Genomic DNA, 15,745 nt, shown 5'->3' on the forward strand with positions numbered 1-15,745 from the left:
CAATCCGGTCTCCCAAGCTGCCTGAATCTATTCCGCAAGATTCAGCCAATGCTCTCCACATCGGCAATACTGATCCAAATTGTTGGGATTTAAATCCCAGACTTTCAAATTCCAAGATGTGATAGAACCAAAAGAAAATCCAATTTCGATTGTTTAACCGAAAATTTCATCTTAAGATTGCCAAGTTTTTAGCGGTGCTATCTGCTTCCTTGCTTACTAGCTAGACAGCTCACCTTTTGGATTTCCAATCAATGTCCGCCGACGGTATCGAGCTTCGACTTACTGGCAAAGCATTCAAGCTTGAATTCTCACAGATGCTTGGAAGTATCCTTGAGGCCGGTGCAAGGGCGCTGGCGACGATAAAGACGGGTGGAGCTTGGATAGCGGTCGCTCCTAATGCAATATCTGGACTGTTTGGAGTCTTCAAGGGTTTCAAGTCAGAGGAGACACAAGAACTACGAGCTTGGCTTCTGGTCTCAGGTGGACTCGCCTATGCGCTTGAGAAAGCCGTTGCTGAGACAGCTTTTAAGACGCGGCCGCCTCCGGAATCCCTTCGCAAGCTTGTTGAGGATATTGGAGCTCGTATAGAGAGTCGGACTTATACTGTAGAACCAGATTTCTTTCAGCAGCCAAACAGGCTTCAACTTATTGATGATGTTTCGCACGAGCTGTCTGCGTGGGGCTCACAGTTTGGCGGTGAAGATAAGCCGCCGGAAGCTAAGAAGAGGATCTTAAGTCATTTTCCGACTGGTCTTCATCGTACTTGGTTGAAAGACGCTCGTCGCTTTGAAGCGCTAGAGCAGGCGCTCAATTCTCCATTTACCGCTAGTATGAAGATCCAGCGGGAGCTCTCTGGGTACCTTCAGTATATCGAGGAGCAGTTCACGGAACTTAGGTTGATTGGGCAGTCCGAAGATGACCTCAATGCAGTGAGATTGGCGCAAGTATTCGTTCCCTTGAGAGCTTTTGTGGAATCGGGGCAGGCGAAAGATAGTCAACCAAATTTAGCGATAGATTCGCTGGCGGTTCAAGCAACGGCAAAGGAGCGTCCAACTATCAAGCGAAAGATCGTGCGAGTTTTTGATGCGCTTGATAAGTGGGTTGTCGCTGCGTCGCGAAAGGATGCGTTACGAGTTGTTAGCGGAGGGCCGGGCATCGGTAAGTCAAGTTCGATGCGCGCCTATGCAGCCAAGCTTGCGCGATCCGGGGTGGCGTACCCCATTTTTGTGCCTCTTCAGAAATTGGTTAGGCCAGATGTGCCTCTACGGGAAAGGCTGAGAGAGTACTTAATCGAAGTGAAGGAAATTCCGTTCTCGGCGTTCCCCCTCGAAACGGCAAGCGTAGTCGGTCTGCAAAAGCCGTTCCTAATAATATTTGACGGTCTAGACGAACTGGTTAGGCCTGGAAAAGATGCAGACGAAATCGCGCGGGAGTTTATGATCGATCTCCGTTCATTCTTGGATCAGGAAAACGGACTTCAGAGTGCGTCGCCGATCAGTGTCTTGGCGTTGGTAACGGGACGAGTCGCCGTAGCAGGGAGTGCTGCTCGCGTATTAAAATGTTCCGGCGAGCAAATCCTGTCCCTCCTCAGATTTTCAGAAGAATTGCGCCATCAAAATTCTGAGATGGAGGAGGTAGATTACGATGATCCAGCCGGGCTGTTGCGGGAAGATCAACGTCGTGCTTGGTGGAAGCTTTGGCAGAAGGCGACGAGAGATGTACCTGAAGAAATGCCGGCCACGTTACTGCATCGTGACTTGTACGAAGTTACTATCGAGCCGTTGTTACTTTACTTTATTGCGCTAATTCGGCCTTGGGTTCCTAGCCGAATCGGCGATAGTCTTGCGCGGAATTCGATATATGCGAAATTATTGCGATATTTCTATGAGCGCGAGTGCGGCAAAGGAGATAGGAATTTCGCTACGGAATTTCCAGCGTTCGAGGAGTACGAAGTAGTATTGCAGGCCATGGCTCTTGCCGCTTGGTATGATGGCTCCACACGAATAGGTTCGATTGAAACGGTTGAGAAGCTCCTGGGAAATTGGAGTCCGGATGTTGCGCATTCCTTTAGGAAGGTGATAGGCGGAAACAAGCCAGCAGTAAGTGCGGCATTGGCATTTTACATGCGGCCTCATGAGGCGCCGAACTCTTTTGAATTTCTGCATAAGACCTTCGCCGAGTATCTTGTATCGAGGCGGATAGTGGAGGCAGTTGCCACAATTTCAGAGGCGTTTGAAGACGCGAAAAGACACCGTGGTGTGAGAAAAAAGACATTTGATGAGTCTGAGCAACTAAAGGATTGGATCCGCCTTGCGGGAGGGCGGGCGTTGGATTTCGATTTAATTCGATTTCTTAGGGATGAGGTTTATAGTTGTTTTTTGCAGTCGAGTGAGATGGTCGTGCGCTGGCGTGAGGTATTGGTCTTTTGTATGCAGGGCCAATCTTGTTGATGGAATGCCGGCCCACCTCTTGTTTCAATTGCCCGATGGCCGGTTAATTCGACGCCCACAAACATTTCGGGAAGTTGCGGAGCAGGCGCGGAATGCTGAAGAGGCATTGTTGGCAGCTTTGAATGCAACGATTTTGCCGTCCATTGGGATGCCTGGTTTTGAACCGGTCGACATTCGGCCGAGCAAGAGTGACAGAGCGCTCATAGGAAGTCTCATTCATCGGTTGCGCGGGCAGCGAACTGGTCCTCACGTATTGTCGCTTAAGCTTTTTGCGGGTCTGTCCCTTTCTGGGGAGGCGCTCTACTTTCAAGACCTCTATGGGATGGATGCGCAAGGCGCAGATTTTTCGGATGCTTCTCTAGTGGCAAGCGTCTTGGAATTTGGTGATTTTAGTGGTTGTGATTTTAGACGGGCTAATGTCGCTGGGATTCGCGTAGATAACGCGCAAATGACCGGCGCCGACTTCACAGAAGCTGTTCTCAGGGATGTTGACGTCAAGCGGTTGAGGGATGCCGGTGCCATAGTTCCGAATTCACCGGAGCAAAAGCGGGAAAGCAAACGGCGACCTAAGAAGTAAGCAGTCCGGCCGCTTCGCACGTGACTGGATGCTGGAGAACGAGGTCAACCAGACCTCGTTCAAGGCGACCCGCGCCAAGCTTGCCCAGCACCCGATCGAGGAAGTCGGCGCCCGCCTGCGCGACATGATGCCCTGGATCAAGAAGGGCGCGCTGGTCGACAAGAGCAAGAACTGATTGGTCGTGATGGCTGGTCGAGACTGCGGGTCGTGCGGTCTCGACCTGGAGCTCAATCGAAAGCCTCCGTCCTTGTCGGGCGGAGGCTCTTTTCTCACTGCTGGCGAAGCCGCGTGGTTCAGCCCGGCTGCTTGCGACAAACAACACTGTCGTCCCCGCGAACGCGGGGACCCATAACCACCGTCGTTCGTGGTGACGAACGGTGGTGACTCGGACTTGTTTCCGCCAACTCACATCACGCGGTATGGGGCCCCGCGTTCGCGGGGACGACAGCGGAGAACGAGGAGGTGGCGACCCTCTCACTCGCTGACGCTGGTCCGGTCAGGACATCGCGCGGCGCGACATGAGCGGCGTGAGCAGACGGACGATCTCACAGGTGGCGGCGAGCCCGACCAGCCAGGCCGCGCTGGTCAGCCCGAGGCGCGCGACGATCGCGACCGTGAAGCTCGCGGCGCCGCCGAGCACGGGCGTGGCAGCGAGCAGCACCATCTCATAGGCGGCGTAGGCAGCGATGAGCGCGACGGCAAACGCGACTGGCGCCGGCGCTGCGCGCAAGCTCGCCAGCGTAATGCGCGCGACGATCGTGGCACCGAGCGCGGCAGCGCCGATCACGGCGCCCCAGGCCAGCGTGCTGGCGTCGACCGGATAGTGCAGGGCGCCGAAGCCGATGCCCTGGTTGACCAGCCAGGCGCCGAGCACGGCCGGCAGCGCCGTGCGCAGCGGCAGCATGGCAGCCGCTGTGACCGCGAAGGCCGCAAACGGCGTCGCGCAGGCGAACACGAAACTCGCCAGCGCGCAGGCTGCGGTCAGCAGCATAAGGCAGAACGCTGGGGCAAGCCGCTGCGGCACGGGCGTGAGGCGGGCCTGCGCGGGGGATGTCATGATGTCGAGAGCCATGGGTCGTCTCCTTCGGGTTGATGGTAGTTCATTCGGGATGTCGATGACAGCGGTTCACTGGCCGGGCGGGAGCGTTCACTCCACCCCGTAGCTTGCCACCCGGATGCCGCCGAACACGCCGAGTCCCGGCGCCAGGAAGCCGGTCGGGTTCTGGGTGTGGCGGTTGAAGAGATTATCGATGCGGCCGAACAGCTTGACCTGATCGGAGACCGCGTAGTCGCCGCGCAGGTTCACGACCGTATAGCCGGGTGCCACGAGTCCGGTGGTCATGCCGTCGCGGCTGACGTCGGGCCAATTGCCGATGCGCAGTACGGTGGCCGATACGGTGAGCGCATCGACAGGCCTCCACACCGCCGTTGCGCTCCATTTTTCCTTGGGACGGCGCAGCAGCTGCTGGCCGGTGGTTGCGTCGATCGCGCGGGTGAACGTGTAGTCCGCGCGCAGCGAGATCCGGTCCGTGAGCCGCGCCGTCACGAAGCTCTCGGTGCCTTCGGTGGTGGCGAGCCCGACATTGGCGTAGGAGGTGAAGGTCGCGTTGAAATTGATCAGGTTGGTGATGCTGTTGTGGAAGTAGGTCGTGCCGAAGCGAACGCGGTCCTCGAACAGCGGCTGCTCGAAGCCCGCGTCGTACCCGGTGCTCTCCTCGGGCCTGAGGTTCGGATTGGCGAAGAAGTTGAACGCGACAAAGTCCTGATAGAGCTGGCTCAAGGTCGGCGCCTTGAAGCCGGTGCCATAGCTGGCCTTCAGCTTGGTCTCCGTGACCGGCAGGATCACGGCCGGCGCGATCCGATAGGTGCCATGTCCGCCGAACCGATCGTTGACGTCGTTGCGCAGGCTCGCGACCAGGAACATGCGGCTTGCGAACTCTGTCTGCAGCTCGATGAAGCCGGCCTTGTTGCCGTTCTCGGCGGTGAGGCCCGTGGTCCGCAGGCGGTCGGTCTGCTGCTCGAGCCCGACGATGACGTTGTTGTGCGGAGCGAGCTCGGTCACCGCGTGCCAGTCGTATTTGATGTGCTCGCCGGTCGAGACTGCGGCGACGGGATCGCCGGCCGCGAGATCGCACGTCCGGTTGTTGACGGTGTTGACGGCGAAATAGTTCTTGATGCGACCGTCGAGCAGTGACCATACGGCTTCCTCGCGCGTGGCGAGCTGGTGCACGACATGGGTGCTCTGGGCCGCGTTCGGGACGCTGGGAAAGCCGCCGTCGCCGGTGAACAGCAACGTCGCGTCGGTGACGCGGACCACCGAATTCAGCGTCCAGGCCTCGTTGAGGTCGATGCCGAATTTGCTCGAGGCGGTGACGTTGTCGTAGGCGTCGCCGATCGCCTTCTGCCCGGCCGGGAGCAACTGCTGCGGCGTGACCGGAATGTCGCCGGCATGGAGATGCGCGACATTGACGGCGTAGTTGACATTGTCCTGCGCGCCGCTGACCCCGGCCGACTGGTTGAAGGTCTGATACGATCCGGTCTCGATCGAGGCGGTCGCGCGCGCCGGTCCATCGCCCTTGCGGGTGATCACCGAGATGACGCCGCCGATCGCATCCGAGCCATAGAGGCCGCTCTGCGGTCCCCTGAGCACCTCGATCTGCTGGATGTCCGAGGTCAGCAGGTGGGCGAAGTCGAACGCGCCGTTGGCGCTGGTGACGTCGCCGACCTCGATGCCGTCGATCAGGATCTTGGTGTGATTGGCGTTGGTCCCGCGCGTGAAGACCGAGCTTTGGCCACCAGGACCGCCGGTCCGCACGACGTTCAATCCGGGAATGGTGGCGAGGATGTCGGGCACCCCGCGGAACTGCTGCGTGGCGATGTCCTTAGCCGTGACGACCGTGATCGCGTTCGCCACATGGGCGGCTGGCGTCACGATGCCGGTCGGACTGACGACGAGTTGTGCGTTGGCCTGGGCGGGGGCAACGGGGGCCTGCGAGGCCGCTGGCTGCGATGGGCGTGCTCGCGACGTCTGTACCCCGCGCTGCATAGCCGGCTTCGGGCCTGGCGGCTTACGTGGCGCGTCGACCTCGACCGGGGGCAGCAGGTTGGGGGAGGCGGATTGCTGGGCGGTGGCCGGAGCCGCGCCGAACATGGCGATGGAGAACAGGACGCTGGACGACAACAAACCGGCGCGATGGCGCCGGGCGACAGATAGCAATGAGAACACGAGGGAACCTCGGCATGACGTCAGTGGCACGTCACCGCGAACGAGGTCTCACACCGGCCAATGAAGCCCGGCGTGAAAACGATGCCAATAAACGCCCCGACCGGCATCCTCGCGTGTGACCACGGCTGACGGCAGGTCTCCTGGCTCGCGGGTCAGTACCTCGACGTCGCCTTCCCGGGACCGAGATTTCCCAGTGGCCTATGACGCGAGATTCGCCGCTTACAGTTGCGGGGGCAGCTGCGGCCTTCGGATGATCCCGCGTGGGGGATCCGTCCGTCACCGCATTCCCTTTTGAGCCCCGGTGGGGGCACCGTCGCCGCCAGCGTAGAAGCCGGCCGAAGTCGGAGTCAATCGATCCCTCGGGCTTTCCCACGACCGGCGGCGATTGTTGCCGAAGCATCACGCCGGTCTTGCCGGGGATGCGGATCACTTTCGACTATCGGTCCGTCGGAGATCGCGGTTATAATGTTACCAGACATCGTTTTCGCGTTGGCGCGCCGCTTGGTGCGGCCTCGGCGAGCCGAACGGCAATATAAGGAGCTTCATCGTGGCAACAGCGACGTCCCTTCCAGTCACTCTGCCCACAGCCATTCCCGTGCGCGAGATTCTGCCGTGGGCGATCTTCGGCGGCCTGATGCTCGCTCTCGGCATCTATTTCGTCGGCGTCGAGGAGGGCGCGGCCGCCCTGTTCAGCAGCACGTACGTCCACGAATTCGTCCATGACGGACGGCATCTGCTCGGGTTCCCCTGCCACTGAACGGTCGGAGCCGCCTGTTGCACGCCCGTCGTGACGGCGCGGACGGCGCATCTGTAAGAGACGATCGATGACGGGGCGATTGCTCCTGCGTGGAATGCTGGCCGGCTTGGTCGCCGCACTTCTTTCCTTCGGCTTTCTCAAGCTGGCCGGCGAATCATCCGTCGAGCGCGCGATTGCCTTCGAGACCACGCTGGATGAGGCGAAGGCCAAAGCCGGGGCGGAAGAGGCCGCGGCCAAAGGCCAGCCTGCGCCAGTCGCGGCGGCCGAACCCGAGCTCGTCAGCCGGCCCGTCCAGGCCGGTGTCGGACTGTTGACCGGCGTTGTCGTCTACAGCACGGCGTTCGGCGGCCTGTTTGCGTTGGCATTTGCGCTTGCCTACCGCCGCATGGCCGATCTTGGTGCGCGGGCCAGCTCGGCGTTGCTCGCCGCGGCCGGCTTCATCGCCGTTTACGTGACGCCCATGCTCAAATACCCGGCCAATCCCCCGTCGGTCGGACTGGCCGAAACGATTGGGATGCGGACCAGCCTGTATTTCGCGATGATCCTGATCTCGCTCGCCGCGATGGTCGCCGCGGGCATGTTGCGCATCCGCCTGGTTTCGCGTGTCGGCGCGTGGAATGCGGCGCTGATTGCGGCGGGGATCTATATCGTTCTCATGAGCGGAGTTGGCTTCGCGCTGCCGAACGTGGACGAGGTGCCTGATGGCTTTCCGGCTGCCGTGCTCTGGCAGTTCCGCCTCGCGTCTTTCGGCGGACAGGCGATCATGTGGGCGACGCTCGGGCTGTTGTTCGGCGTCTTCGCCGAGCGTCAGATGGCGCAGCATGGCGCGCGCGCTTGAACGGCTTCGGTGTCGGCGGGCATGACGACACGCCTGCATCTCATCTGCTCGGCCGCGACCTCGTCGACGGCTGCCGTTGCCTTCGCGGCCGACGAGCCGCTCGATTCGCGCGGACGAGACAGCCTCGTCAGGCTGGCCGGCCGGCTGCCTTCGTGTGACGTCGTGCTGCGCAGCCCGGCGCGCTGCGCCGCTGAGACCGCCGCAGGCCTGGCGCTGCAAGCCAAGCCGGAGCCTGCACTTCGTGACTGCGATTTCGGCCGCTGGGCGGGACGATCTCTCGCTGAGGTCCAGGCGGAGGCGCCGGACGCCGTCGCCGACTGGCTGCAGAATCCCCGTGCGGCTCCGCATGGCGGCGAGTCCTTCATGGACGTGATGGCGCGCGTCGGCGAATGGATGGAGGGTCTGCTCGCCGTCGATGGCTCGGTCCTTGCGGTCACGCACGCGCTGGTGATGCGTGCGGCGATCGCGCATGTGCTCGGGGTGGGCCCGCAGGCTTTCCGGCGCATCGACGTCGCGCCGCTGGCGCGAGCGAGGTTGTCCGGCGTCGACGGGCATTGGACGCTCGCAGCCCTCTTCCCGTTGAAGGACGACCGATGACGGCGCGCAGCCGGTGCCGTGCAATCGCGCGCCGAGCGCTGTGCTGCCTCATCGTCGCGGCCGCGATCATCATGGTCGCGGCGCCGGCCCGTGCGCATCATCCGCGGCCAGCGGACGGCGCGCTGATCGGAGTTGCCGTTCCGGCGATCGGCCATGGCGAGATGCTGGTGGTTGCGCGTTATCGATCTGACATCCTCGATCTGGCGCAGCGTCAGGTCCGAACCGATCCGACCTTGCGCCGGCTCGCGGGCTTCGTCAGCCTGCAATATTTCGCCTGCCTGTGGGGCCTCGTCCCCGGCAGTCTCACGGACGAGGCGAGCCCGTTCAACGAGTGCTCCCATGCCTACGTGGCCGGAACGCGTGCGCTGCTGGCGCATATGGCCACGATGCCGGGCGATCAGTCCGCAGCGAAGGCGCTCGAAGCCCGGATCGCGGCGGACATTGCCGCAGATCCGATCTTCGCCGCGCTGTGCTCGAACAGCAGCGAGACGTTCGACAGCGGTGTGATCGTCGGGCCGGAGTGGCGGCTGGCGCCGTCTCATGGTCCGACCGTATTGACCTGTCTGTCCCTGCTGGGTCTCGCCGTCGCAGGCGCCTGGCTGCTGTCGCGCTGCTTTCCGGCGGCCCATCGCCGGACTTCGTCCGGAGCCGCTTAGCTCGGACGGCGCGTTCGTCCGAGTGGAGGGGCTACGCTGGAGCGGCGAGATCTGTAGGTGGGATTTGGTGCTTTGATGCAGAGAGCCGTGATCCGTGTGAGAGTCGAGCAATCGCGGCGTGGACAGTAGGCTCCCCCTCCCCGTTCTTACGAGAGAGGGTTGGGGTGAGGGGCAGACGCACAGAAAGTGCGAGTGGTTAGACCTGTACCCCCTCACCCGGATTGCATCTTCGATGCAATCCGACCTCTCAGCGCGAGCGAAGCTCGTCGCGCCCCCGCAAGCGGGGAGAGGTTAGTTAGCACCGCGCAAGCGGCAAATTCATCGCTTCGCGACCGCAGCTTGATCACGTCTCACGTAGATCTATGCACCACCGTCTCACGCCGGCCGCCGGCCCGCTCACTTCTCGACCCTGTTGTGCACCATCCAGAACCGCAAGGTGCGCTGGGCGGTGTCGAGCGACAGCCGCCCATAGTCGCGCTCGGCGAGCTTGAGCGTGTCGGTGTCGATGGCGTGCTTGATCGGCCGATGGACGAGAATCTTCTCGACCGCCGACCAGGTGAGGCTGGCCGCCCGGCAGGGGATCAGCACGATGTCGGTGCGCGGACCTTCCAGCACCTTGGCCATCATCTCGGTCGGCACGTTGTTGAGCAGGCCGAGGGCGGCGGCGATCTCGCCGAAGCGGCGGGTCTCGGCGAAGTGGCCGATCGCGGGGTCGTTGAGCTCGTTGAGCCCTTTCATGCGCTTCACGGCCTCCTCGGCGAGCGTGAAGTCGCGCCCGATCAGGCCGCCATCGCTGCGCGCGACGTCTGCGATCGCCTTGAGGACCTTCTTGATCTCCTGCTGCAGCGCCGGCGGCGCTGAGGACATCAGCTTGGCGCGGACGGCGTCGGTGGCGCGGCGCAGCAGGTCGCGCAGGTGCTTGTTGGGCAGGTCGACGCGCAGCCCGATGATCTCGCTCAGCTCGTCGTCGTTCTCCGCATGCGCCATCATCCCGGAATAGCCGGTCTCGGAGAAGCGCGCCGTCTGGTTGTTGGCGAGCTTGCGGATGACCTGGCGCTCGCCGCGGTCGACGATGATGTCGGTCACCGCCTCGGTCAAATGCTGGCGGCTGGAGATCGCCATCAGGTGGTCCTGGCCCTTGGTCGAGGCGACCTCGACCAGCGTACGCTCGGACAGCCGGGTCGAGTGCATCAGCACGCTTTCGGCGACCGAGATCTCGTCGTCCCGGGCGAGGCGCTGGATCACGTCGACGGGTGCGTAGTCGACCGGGGCGAGATGCTTGCTGAGCTCGGCCCGCGCCCGCGTCTCGACACGGGACACCAGCATGCAGAGCACGTTGTCGAACACCCTGATCTGGTCTTCGCTGAGGCGTTCGCCGTCGTGCAGGAACAGGTTGGTGACCTGGCGCAGCGTGTTCACGCGTTTCTCGGACGAGCCGCCGCGGACGGCTGCTTCGAGTTCGGTGATGATCGACTGTTCGGAAGGTGGAAGCTGTTCTGGCTGATGCACGGTCATGCTCGTCGGGGTCCGGATTGCCGGAGGCCAGCGACGCGTGTCTGGTCCCGCTGCAAGGCTCTCGGCGGCACCAGTTTTCTGCACGGGCGATAACAAGGCGTTAGGGGCGGGGGGCGTAGTACTCCGGAGAAACACGGATACGGAAAATTAAGACGAAGCGGCTAAAGCGAAAACATAAGCGGGAGCCGGATCTCGACCGGTTCGTCAATCGCGGCGATGCCCGGATCGGCACCCGCGTTTCGGCGGGCAGTGACGGCGCTATTGCCGGAGAGCAAAAGGTTAACGATCTCAAATCGTCAGAGACGTTCCTTCATCCAATCTTCAGGTTTCCTGCCAGCTTACCTCAGTCGTAATCCTTCAAGGATCGAAATCTAACTCACATTCTTGGTGCCGCTTCACGCGCTGCCGCCGGGTCGATGCTCCGCGCACCACGTCGCAGGCGGGCGAGGCGATCCCCGCGCGGTAAAACAGCGCCAGCATGATGCTGCATCTCGTGCGATAATCGCTTTCGCAAATGATTGAGGTCGCCATGAAATCCGTCGTCATCACCGGGGCATCCACCGGCATCGGCTTCGCCTGTTCGAAGCTTCTGCTCGCACGCGGCTTCCGCGTGTTCGGCAGTGTTCGCAAGCCAGCCGATGCGGAGCGGCTGCGCAGCGAGTTCGGCGCCAACTTCACGCCGCTGCTGTTTGACGTCACCGACGAGGTGGCGGTCAAGGCCGCGGCCGTCGAGGTGCGAGCGGCTCTCAATGGCGAGGCATTGGCCGGGCTCGTGAACAACGCCGGCATCGCCGTTGCAGGTCCCGTCACCGAGCTGCCGATCGACCAGTTCCGTCATCAGATGGAGGTCAACGTGATCGGACCCGTGATCGCGACCCAGGCCTTCGCCCCGCTGCTCGGGACCGATCCCGCGATGACGGGACCGCGGGGGCGGATCGTGATGATCAGCTCGGTCGCGGGCCGCAACGGCAATCCGCTGCTGGCGCCGTATTCGACCTCCAAGCATGCGGTCGAGGGCCTGTCGGAGAGCCTGCGCCGCGAACTGATGCTGTTCGGCATCGACGTCATCATCGTCGCGCCCGGCGCGGTGAAGACGCCGATCTGGGCCAAGGCGGAGGAGGTCGACCTCTCGCCGTACCAGAGCTCGCCGTTCTTGCCGGCGCTACAGAAGATTCGCGGCTTCATGCTGAATCTGGCCAAGACCGGCCTGCCGGCCGAAACGATCGCCGGGCGGGTGTACGAGGCGCTCACCTCTCCGGCGCCCAAGGTGCGCTACGAGATCGCGCCCGATGCGCTGCGGCAGTTGATCGTGCGCGCGCTTCCCAAGCGGACGGTCGACCGCATCATCGCCAAGCGGCTCGGTTTGATGCCGGCGACGAAGGCCTGATGCCGGCAGTGACGACGATCGGCAAGACCCAGGCGGAGCTGATCCGCCTGGTCGAGGAGGCGATCCGCGAGCAGCCGGGATGCGAGACCGCGCGCGTGCCGGCCATCCAGGGCATCGACGTGCGCAGCGGCCGCAACTGGGAGATTCCGCACGTCGTCCTCGGCGACAGCCTGATCAGCGACGTCGACCGCGCCGTCATGAGCGTGCAGCGCCGGCTGGGGCGGGAGTTTCACCTGGTTGACGAGCCTGACGCCCTGGAAACGCAACAGCTGCCGCACATCACGTCAGGCGACTCCTGACGCCCCTTGCGGCCACGGGCGTCTTCCGGGCTCATGTCAGCAGGCCCTGGCGCAGCGCCAGCCGCACCAGCTCGATGTCGGTGGCGACGCCGAGCTTGTCCTTGATCAGGGAATGCAGATTGGCGACCGTTTTCGGGCTCAGATGGAGAGCGGTGGCGATCTCCTCCGTGGTCCGTTCCGCCAGCAGCATCTGCATCACCTCGAATTCGCGCGCGGTGAGCACGTCGGCGGCGGCGGTCTCGCCGGAGAGCCGGCTGAGCGCGAGCTCGTGATCGATGTCGGGGCTGATCGCGATGGCGCCGCCGAGCACGTCCATGACGGCGCGCACCAGCGTCTCCGGCGGGCTGCTCTTGGTGACATAGCCGCGGGCGCCGGCGCGGATCGCCTGCACCGCGAATCCCGCATTCTCATGCATCGTGAAGACGAGGATGCGGGCGCTGCGATCCCATTGCCGGATACGCCGGATCGCCTCGATGCCGCCGACCCCCGGCATGCTCAGATCCATGATCACGAGATCGGGTCTGACCTCCTTGAACAGCCGGTAGGCATCTGCGCCGTCCGATGCTTCGGCGACCACGCGCAGCCCCGGCTGCTTCTGCAGCATCGACCGATAGCCCTCGCGAACGACGGCATGGTCGTCGACCAGCATGATGGTGCCGCCCGGGCTCGTCATGCCGCGCACGCGGTTGCCGGCTGCGTCTCCGTGCCCGAGAAGTCGGGCGAGGCCGGGAGAGGAATGACGACACGGAGCTGCGCGCCGCCGTCGGTTGCCGCCTCGAAGCTCATGCGGCCCCCCAGCGACGCGACGCGCTCGCGCATGCCGAGCAGGCCCATGCCGGCTTTGCCGACGGCCTCGCTCGCGGGGCCGTCGTTCTCGACGGTGAGTGCGATCTGGTCCGCCGCTGCGCCGTCGCCGGCGCCATCCTGCAGCGCGAGCTGCAGCAGGACGCGGGTGGCGCCGGCGTGCTTGGCGGCATTGGTGAGCGCCTCCTGGGCGATGCGATAGAGGCTGACGGCGATGGCGTCGGGGACTCGATCGACGCGGCCGGACAGGCCGATCTCGAACCGGGTGCGTCCGCGCTGCCTCCTGTTCCACCCCGCGACCAGGCCTTCGAGGCTCGCGGCCAGGCCGAGCTCGTCGACGTCGGGCGGGCGCAGCCGCACCAGCGTGCCGCGCAGCGTCTCCATCATCCCGGTCGCGGTGCGGGCAATGCTGTCGCATTCGGCGATGAGATCGGGGCAATCCTGCGCGGCGCTCTGGCGGATCGAGGCTGCGAGCGCGCGGATCGCAGCCAGCGACTGCCCGAATTCGTCGTGCAGTTCGCGCGCGAGATGACGGCGCTCGTCGTCCTGCAGCGCAATGAGACGCCGGGTCAATTCGCTGCGCTGGGCCAGCGCCGTCTGCAGGCCTTCAGCGAGCTGGTTGAAGGCGTCGCGGATCGCCGAGAGTTCGGCGAGGTCGAACGGCGGCAGCCGCGCCGACAGATCGTTGGCCGCGATCCGCTCCAGCCCGGCGCGGATCAGCCGTGTCGGGCGCAACGCGCGCGCCAGCGCCGCGTGGGCGAGCACGCACAGCAGCACGAGTGCCGTTCCGAGCACGGGCAGCAGCCGGCTGAGCTCGCGCCAGGCGTCGGCGGTCATCACGCCGGCGTCGATCCACACCACCGCATCGCCGGTCCGGCCGTCGCGGAGCTGCACAGGCCGCGCCGCTTCCCGGCCGGGATCGAACACCCGTCGGTACAGCATCGCGAACATGCGGGGCGGATCGTCCGTCCGGGCTTCGGCGCCGCCGCAGATGCGCTGCACGATCTGGCCGTCGACGCCGCGATAGGCGATGCACAGGCTGGGCCCCATCGCCGCAGCCGCGACCGCATCGAGGTCCGGGAAGCCGGCCGGCGGGCTGTTGACCCAGTGCATCTTGCTCTGCTGCAGTTGCAGCGTTCGGGCCGTGATCTCGGCGATCCGTTCGTTGCGCGCGTGCGCCGACCGGTCGATGTCGAACAGGACATAGGCGGAGATGGCTGCGAAGCAGAGCGCCGCCACCAGCGCTATCCGCAGGGTCAGGCGGTATTTGAGGTCGTAGCGGGCGAAGGTCCACATCTCTCACGCCTTTCGAACGCAGACGATGGCGAGGCCGGCCGCCATCTAACGGCAGAACCGGCGCGGCAGAAAGCGTGTCCGCCGGATCGCCGCGCCGTCGTGAAATTTTCCCGTGCCTGATCGGGACCGGGCCCGGTTCAGCCGTGACGGAGCGCGTCTAGCATTGTGCCGTGCAACACTTCGCCATGGGGCTCTCATGACAAGCTTTCGCTCTTTCAGTCGTCTTGCTCTGGCCGCGCTGATGCTGAGCGCCGGCACCGTCCGCGCCGCCGCCGACGACGATAGCCCGGCCGTGATGGTCGACGATTTCAGCTATCTTGACACCTCCGGCGAGCCGTCCGACCAGACCGCGGTGCATCAGCGGCGGCTGGAGGCCTTCATCGCCGCGCTCAGGCGCGACGTCGCGGCCGACGCGCGCCTGCGCCTCGTCAGTCCCGCCTGCGGCGCCTCATGTCCGGCAGCCGATGCACCGCCTGCGGCCCGGCTGCACATGGCCGCAGACGCCGGCGCCGGCGTCGTGATCACCGGCGGCGTGCAGAAGCTCTCGACCCTGGTGCAATGGGCGCGGGCATCGGCGATCGAAGTCGCGTCCAACCGCGTGCTGTTCGACAAGATCTTCACTTTCCGTGGCGACTCGGACGAGGCCTGGGAGCGCGCCGAGATGTTCGTCTCGCGCCAGGTGCGCGATGCGCTGGCAACGCCGCAGCCGATCCGGCTGGCGCTGCTGCCGTTCGAGCTCGACGATACCAGCGCCGGTGCCGCGCTCGGCGAGACCGAGACCGACCGCAAGGAGCTGCAGGCGGCGACCGATGCGGTGCGGCAGCTCCTGGAGCAGTCCGGACGCTACCGTCTCGTGGACGCTGCCGCCGCGGTGACGCCGGGGCAGCCGTTGCGCGATTGCGAGGCGTGCGAAGCGAACATCGCACGCGGGCTCGGCGCGCAGCAGTCGCTGCTCGGGATCGTGAGGCGGATCGGCCGCACCGAGTACATCATCGGCTTCCGCGTCCGCCAGGCCGACACCGGCGCGCCTGTCGCTGTGGGAGACAGCGGGCTGCGCCTCGGCGCCAATTATTCCTGGGGCCGCGGCGCGGTGCGCCTGGTGCGCGAGCGGCTGCTCGACAATGGCGGCTCCGAACGCTGATCGGCGGCAGCTGCCGTGGCGGCCGCAGGGATTGGAGCGGCGGTCGGGCCGCTCCGTGCCGCGATGCCGGACGATCGGCATTCCGCGCGAGTCCGGCTGTTGTTATTTGTGACGATTTGATTACGTTCGGATGACAGGATAGGGCGTCCCTGATCTGCCGGCATGCGCCGGCGAAGGGCATTCCCGTCCGACCATCGCCGCC

Annotated in this window: 15 protein-coding genes, 1 pseudogene and 1 riboswitch; of the genes and pseudogenes, 10 read left to right on the plus strand and 6 right to left on the minus strand. The window is 64.1% G+C overall.

The window, feature by feature from the left end; translation table 11 throughout:
* Positions 1-251: 251 nt before the first annotated feature.
* The 3 genes and pseudogenes from LQG66_RS33365 to LQG66_RS33375 form a co-directional block, all read left to right on the plus strand.
* Positions 252-2,450 carry an NACHT domain-containing protein gene (locus LQG66_RS33365; RefSeq protein WP_231320042.1) on the plus strand — a complete coding sequence of 733 codons (2,199 nt, stop codon included), beginning with the start codon at positions 252-254 and terminating at the stop codon, positions 2,448-2,450.
* Positions 2,451-2,454: 4 nt separating this feature from the next.
* Positions 2,455-3,027: a pentapeptide repeat-containing protein gene (locus LQG66_RS33370; RefSeq protein ID WP_231320043.1), complete on the plus strand. Its 573-nt coding sequence runs from the start codon at positions 2,455-2,457 to the stop codon at positions 3,025-3,027.
* A 1-nt stretch (position 3,028) separates the two neighbouring features.
* Positions 3,029-3,202: pseudogene (locus LQG66_RS33375) on the plus strand (ketol-acid reductoisomerase); the annotation flags it as partial.
* Positions 3,203-3,523: 321 nt separating this feature from the next.
* Here LQG66_RS33375 and LQG66_RS33380 read toward each other — a convergent pair.
* Positions 3,524-4,099 (minus strand): hypothetical protein, encoded by a 576-nt coding sequence (locus LQG66_RS33380; protein WP_231320044.1) that lies wholly within the window; start codon positions 4,097-4,099, stop codon positions 3,524-3,526.
* Between the two features lie 75 nt (positions 4,100-4,174).
* Positions 4,175-6,178 carry a TonB-dependent receptor plug domain-containing protein gene (locus LQG66_RS33385; RefSeq protein WP_231328049.1) on the minus strand — a complete coding sequence of 668 codons (2,004 nt, stop codon included), beginning with the start codon at positions 6,176-6,178 and terminating at the stop codon, positions 4,175-4,177.
* A gap of 188 nt (positions 6,179-6,366) precedes the next feature.
* Positions 6,367-6,583: riboswitch (cobalamin riboswitch) on the minus strand.
* A gap of 217 nt (positions 6,584-6,800) precedes the next feature.
* On the opposite strand from LQG66_RS33385, the gene LQG66_RS33390 reads away from it, so the two are divergent.
* The 4 genes from LQG66_RS33390 to LQG66_RS33405 all read left to right on the plus strand — a co-directional run bounded on the left by LQG66_RS33390 (position 6,801) and on the right by LQG66_RS33405 (position 9,101).
* Positions 6,801-7,010, plus strand: a complete 210-nt coding sequence (locus LQG66_RS33390; RefSeq protein WP_231320045.1) for a CbtB domain-containing protein — start codon at positions 6,801-6,803, stop codon at positions 7,008-7,010.
* Between the two features lie 67 nt (positions 7,011-7,077).
* The gene (locus LQG66_RS33395) at positions 7,078-7,848 is read left to right on the plus strand and encodes a CbtA family protein (RefSeq protein WP_231320046.1); all 771 of its coding nucleotides are present in this window, start codon (positions 7,078-7,080) and stop codon (positions 7,846-7,848) included.
* Positions 7,849-7,869: 21 nt separating this feature from the next.
* On the plus strand, positions 7,870-8,445 hold the full coding sequence (locus LQG66_RS33400) for a histidine phosphatase family protein (RefSeq protein ID WP_231320047.1): 576 nt from the start codon (positions 7,870-7,872) through the stop codon (positions 8,443-8,445).
* Complete coding sequence (locus tag LQG66_RS33405) at positions 8,442-9,101, plus strand: hypothetical protein (RefSeq protein ID WP_231320048.1); 660 nt, start codon at positions 8,442-8,444, stop codon at positions 9,099-9,101. Before LQG66_RS33400 ends, LQG66_RS33405 begins: the two co-directional genes overlap by 4 nt.
* A 396-nt stretch (positions 9,102-9,497) precedes the next feature.
* Here LQG66_RS33405 and LQG66_RS33410 read toward each other — a convergent pair whose 3' ends face one another.
* Together LQG66_RS33410 and LQG66_RS33415 are read right to left on the minus strand one after the other, a co-directional pair.
* Complete coding sequence (locus tag LQG66_RS33410; protein ID WP_345778969.1) at positions 9,498-10,610, minus strand: DUF2336 domain-containing protein; 1,113 nt, start codon at positions 10,608-10,610, stop codon at positions 9,498-9,500.
* Between the two features lie 363 nt (positions 10,611-10,973).
* Positions 10,974-11,162, minus strand: coding sequence for a hypothetical protein (locus LQG66_RS33415; protein WP_231320050.1), 189 nt, complete (start codon positions 11,160-11,162; stop codon positions 10,974-10,976).
* Here LQG66_RS33415 and LQG66_RS33420 point away from each other — a divergent pair.
* The gene (locus LQG66_RS33420; RefSeq protein ID WP_231320051.1) at positions 11,146-12,003 is read left to right on the plus strand and encodes an SDR family oxidoreductase; all 858 of its coding nucleotides are present in this window, start codon (positions 11,146-11,148) and stop codon (positions 12,001-12,003) included. The two genes, LQG66_RS33415 and LQG66_RS33420, sit on opposite strands and share 17 nt — an antisense overlap.
* Positions 12,003-12,302, plus strand: a complete 300-nt coding sequence (locus LQG66_RS33425) for a hypothetical protein (RefSeq protein ID WP_231320052.1) — start codon at positions 12,003-12,005, stop codon at positions 12,300-12,302. The genes LQG66_RS33420 and LQG66_RS33425 overlap by 1 nt, the downstream gene beginning before the upstream one ends.
* A gap of 31 nt (positions 12,303-12,333) precedes the next feature.
* On the opposite strand, the gene LQG66_RS33430 is transcribed toward LQG66_RS33425, so the two are convergent.
* Complete coding sequence (locus LQG66_RS33430) at positions 12,334-12,975, minus strand: response regulator transcription factor (RefSeq protein WP_231320053.1); 642 nt, start codon at positions 12,973-12,975, stop codon at positions 12,334-12,336.
* A complete protein-coding gene (locus LQG66_RS33435) occupies positions 12,972-14,402 on the minus strand; it encodes a sensor histidine kinase (protein WP_231320054.1) in 1,431 nt (476 codons plus the stop codon). The genes LQG66_RS33430 and LQG66_RS33435 overlap by 4 nt, the downstream gene beginning before the upstream one ends.
* 196 nt (positions 14,403-14,598) lie before the next feature.
* Here LQG66_RS33435 and LQG66_RS33440 point away from each other — a divergent pair, with 196 nt between their 5' ends.
* Entirely contained in the window at positions 14,599-15,543 is a 945-nt protein-coding gene (locus LQG66_RS33440; RefSeq protein ID WP_231320055.1) for a DUF2380 domain-containing protein, read from the plus strand.
* Positions 15,544-15,745: the final 202 nt, after the last annotated feature.

The sequence above is a fragment of the Bradyrhizobium ontarionense genome, from assembly GCF_021088345.1.
In the GTDB taxonomy this organism is placed as follows: domain Bacteria; phylum Pseudomonadota; class Alphaproteobacteria; order Rhizobiales; family Xanthobacteraceae; genus Bradyrhizobium; species Bradyrhizobium ontarionense.

Coding starts and splice junctions, on each gene's coding strand:
- LQG66_RS33365 (WP_231320042.1), top strand. CDS start 252: ATGTCCGCCGACGGTATCGAGCTTCGACTTACTGGCAAAGCATTCAAG.
- LQG66_RS33370 (WP_231320043.1), top strand. CDS start 2,455: ATGCCGGCCCACCTCTTGTTTCAATTGCCCGATGGCCGGTTAATTCGA.
- LQG66_RS33420 (WP_231320051.1), top strand. CDS start 11,146: ATGAAATCCGTCGTCATCACCGGGGCATCCACCGGCATCGGCTTCGCC.
- LQG66_RS33385 (WP_231328049.1), bottom strand. CDS start 6,178: ATGTTCGGCGCGGCTCCGGCCACCGCCCAGCAATCCGCCTCCCCCAAC.
- LQG66_RS33380 (WP_231320044.1), bottom strand. CDS start 4,099: ATGGCTCTCGACATCATGACATCCCCCGCGCAGGCCCGCCTCACGCCC.
- LQG66_RS33430 (WP_231320053.1), bottom strand. CDS start 12,975: ATGACGAGCCCGGGCGGCACCATCATGCTGGTCGACGACCATGCCGTC.
- LQG66_RS33435 (WP_231320054.1), bottom strand. CDS start 14,402: ATGTGGACCTTCGCCCGCTACGACCTCAAATACCGCCTGACCCTGCGG.
- LQG66_RS33415 (WP_231320050.1), bottom strand. CDS start 11,162: ATGACGACGGATTTCATGGCGACCTCAATCATTTGCGAAAGCGATTAT.
- LQG66_RS33405 (WP_231320048.1), top strand. CDS start 8,442: ATGACGGCGCGCAGCCGGTGCCGTGCAATCGCGCGCCGAGCGCTGTGC.
- LQG66_RS33440 (WP_231320055.1), top strand. CDS start 14,599: ATGACAAGCTTTCGCTCTTTCAGTCGTCTTGCTCTGGCCGCGCTGATG.
- LQG66_RS33395 (WP_231320046.1), top strand. CDS start 7,078: ATGACGGGGCGATTGCTCCTGCGTGGAATGCTGGCCGGCTTGGTCGCC.
- LQG66_RS33400 (WP_231320047.1), top strand. CDS start 7,870: ATGACGACACGCCTGCATCTCATCTGCTCGGCCGCGACCTCGTCGACG.
- LQG66_RS33425 (WP_231320052.1), top strand. CDS start 12,003: ATGCCGGCAGTGACGACGATCGGCAAGACCCAGGCGGAGCTGATCCGC.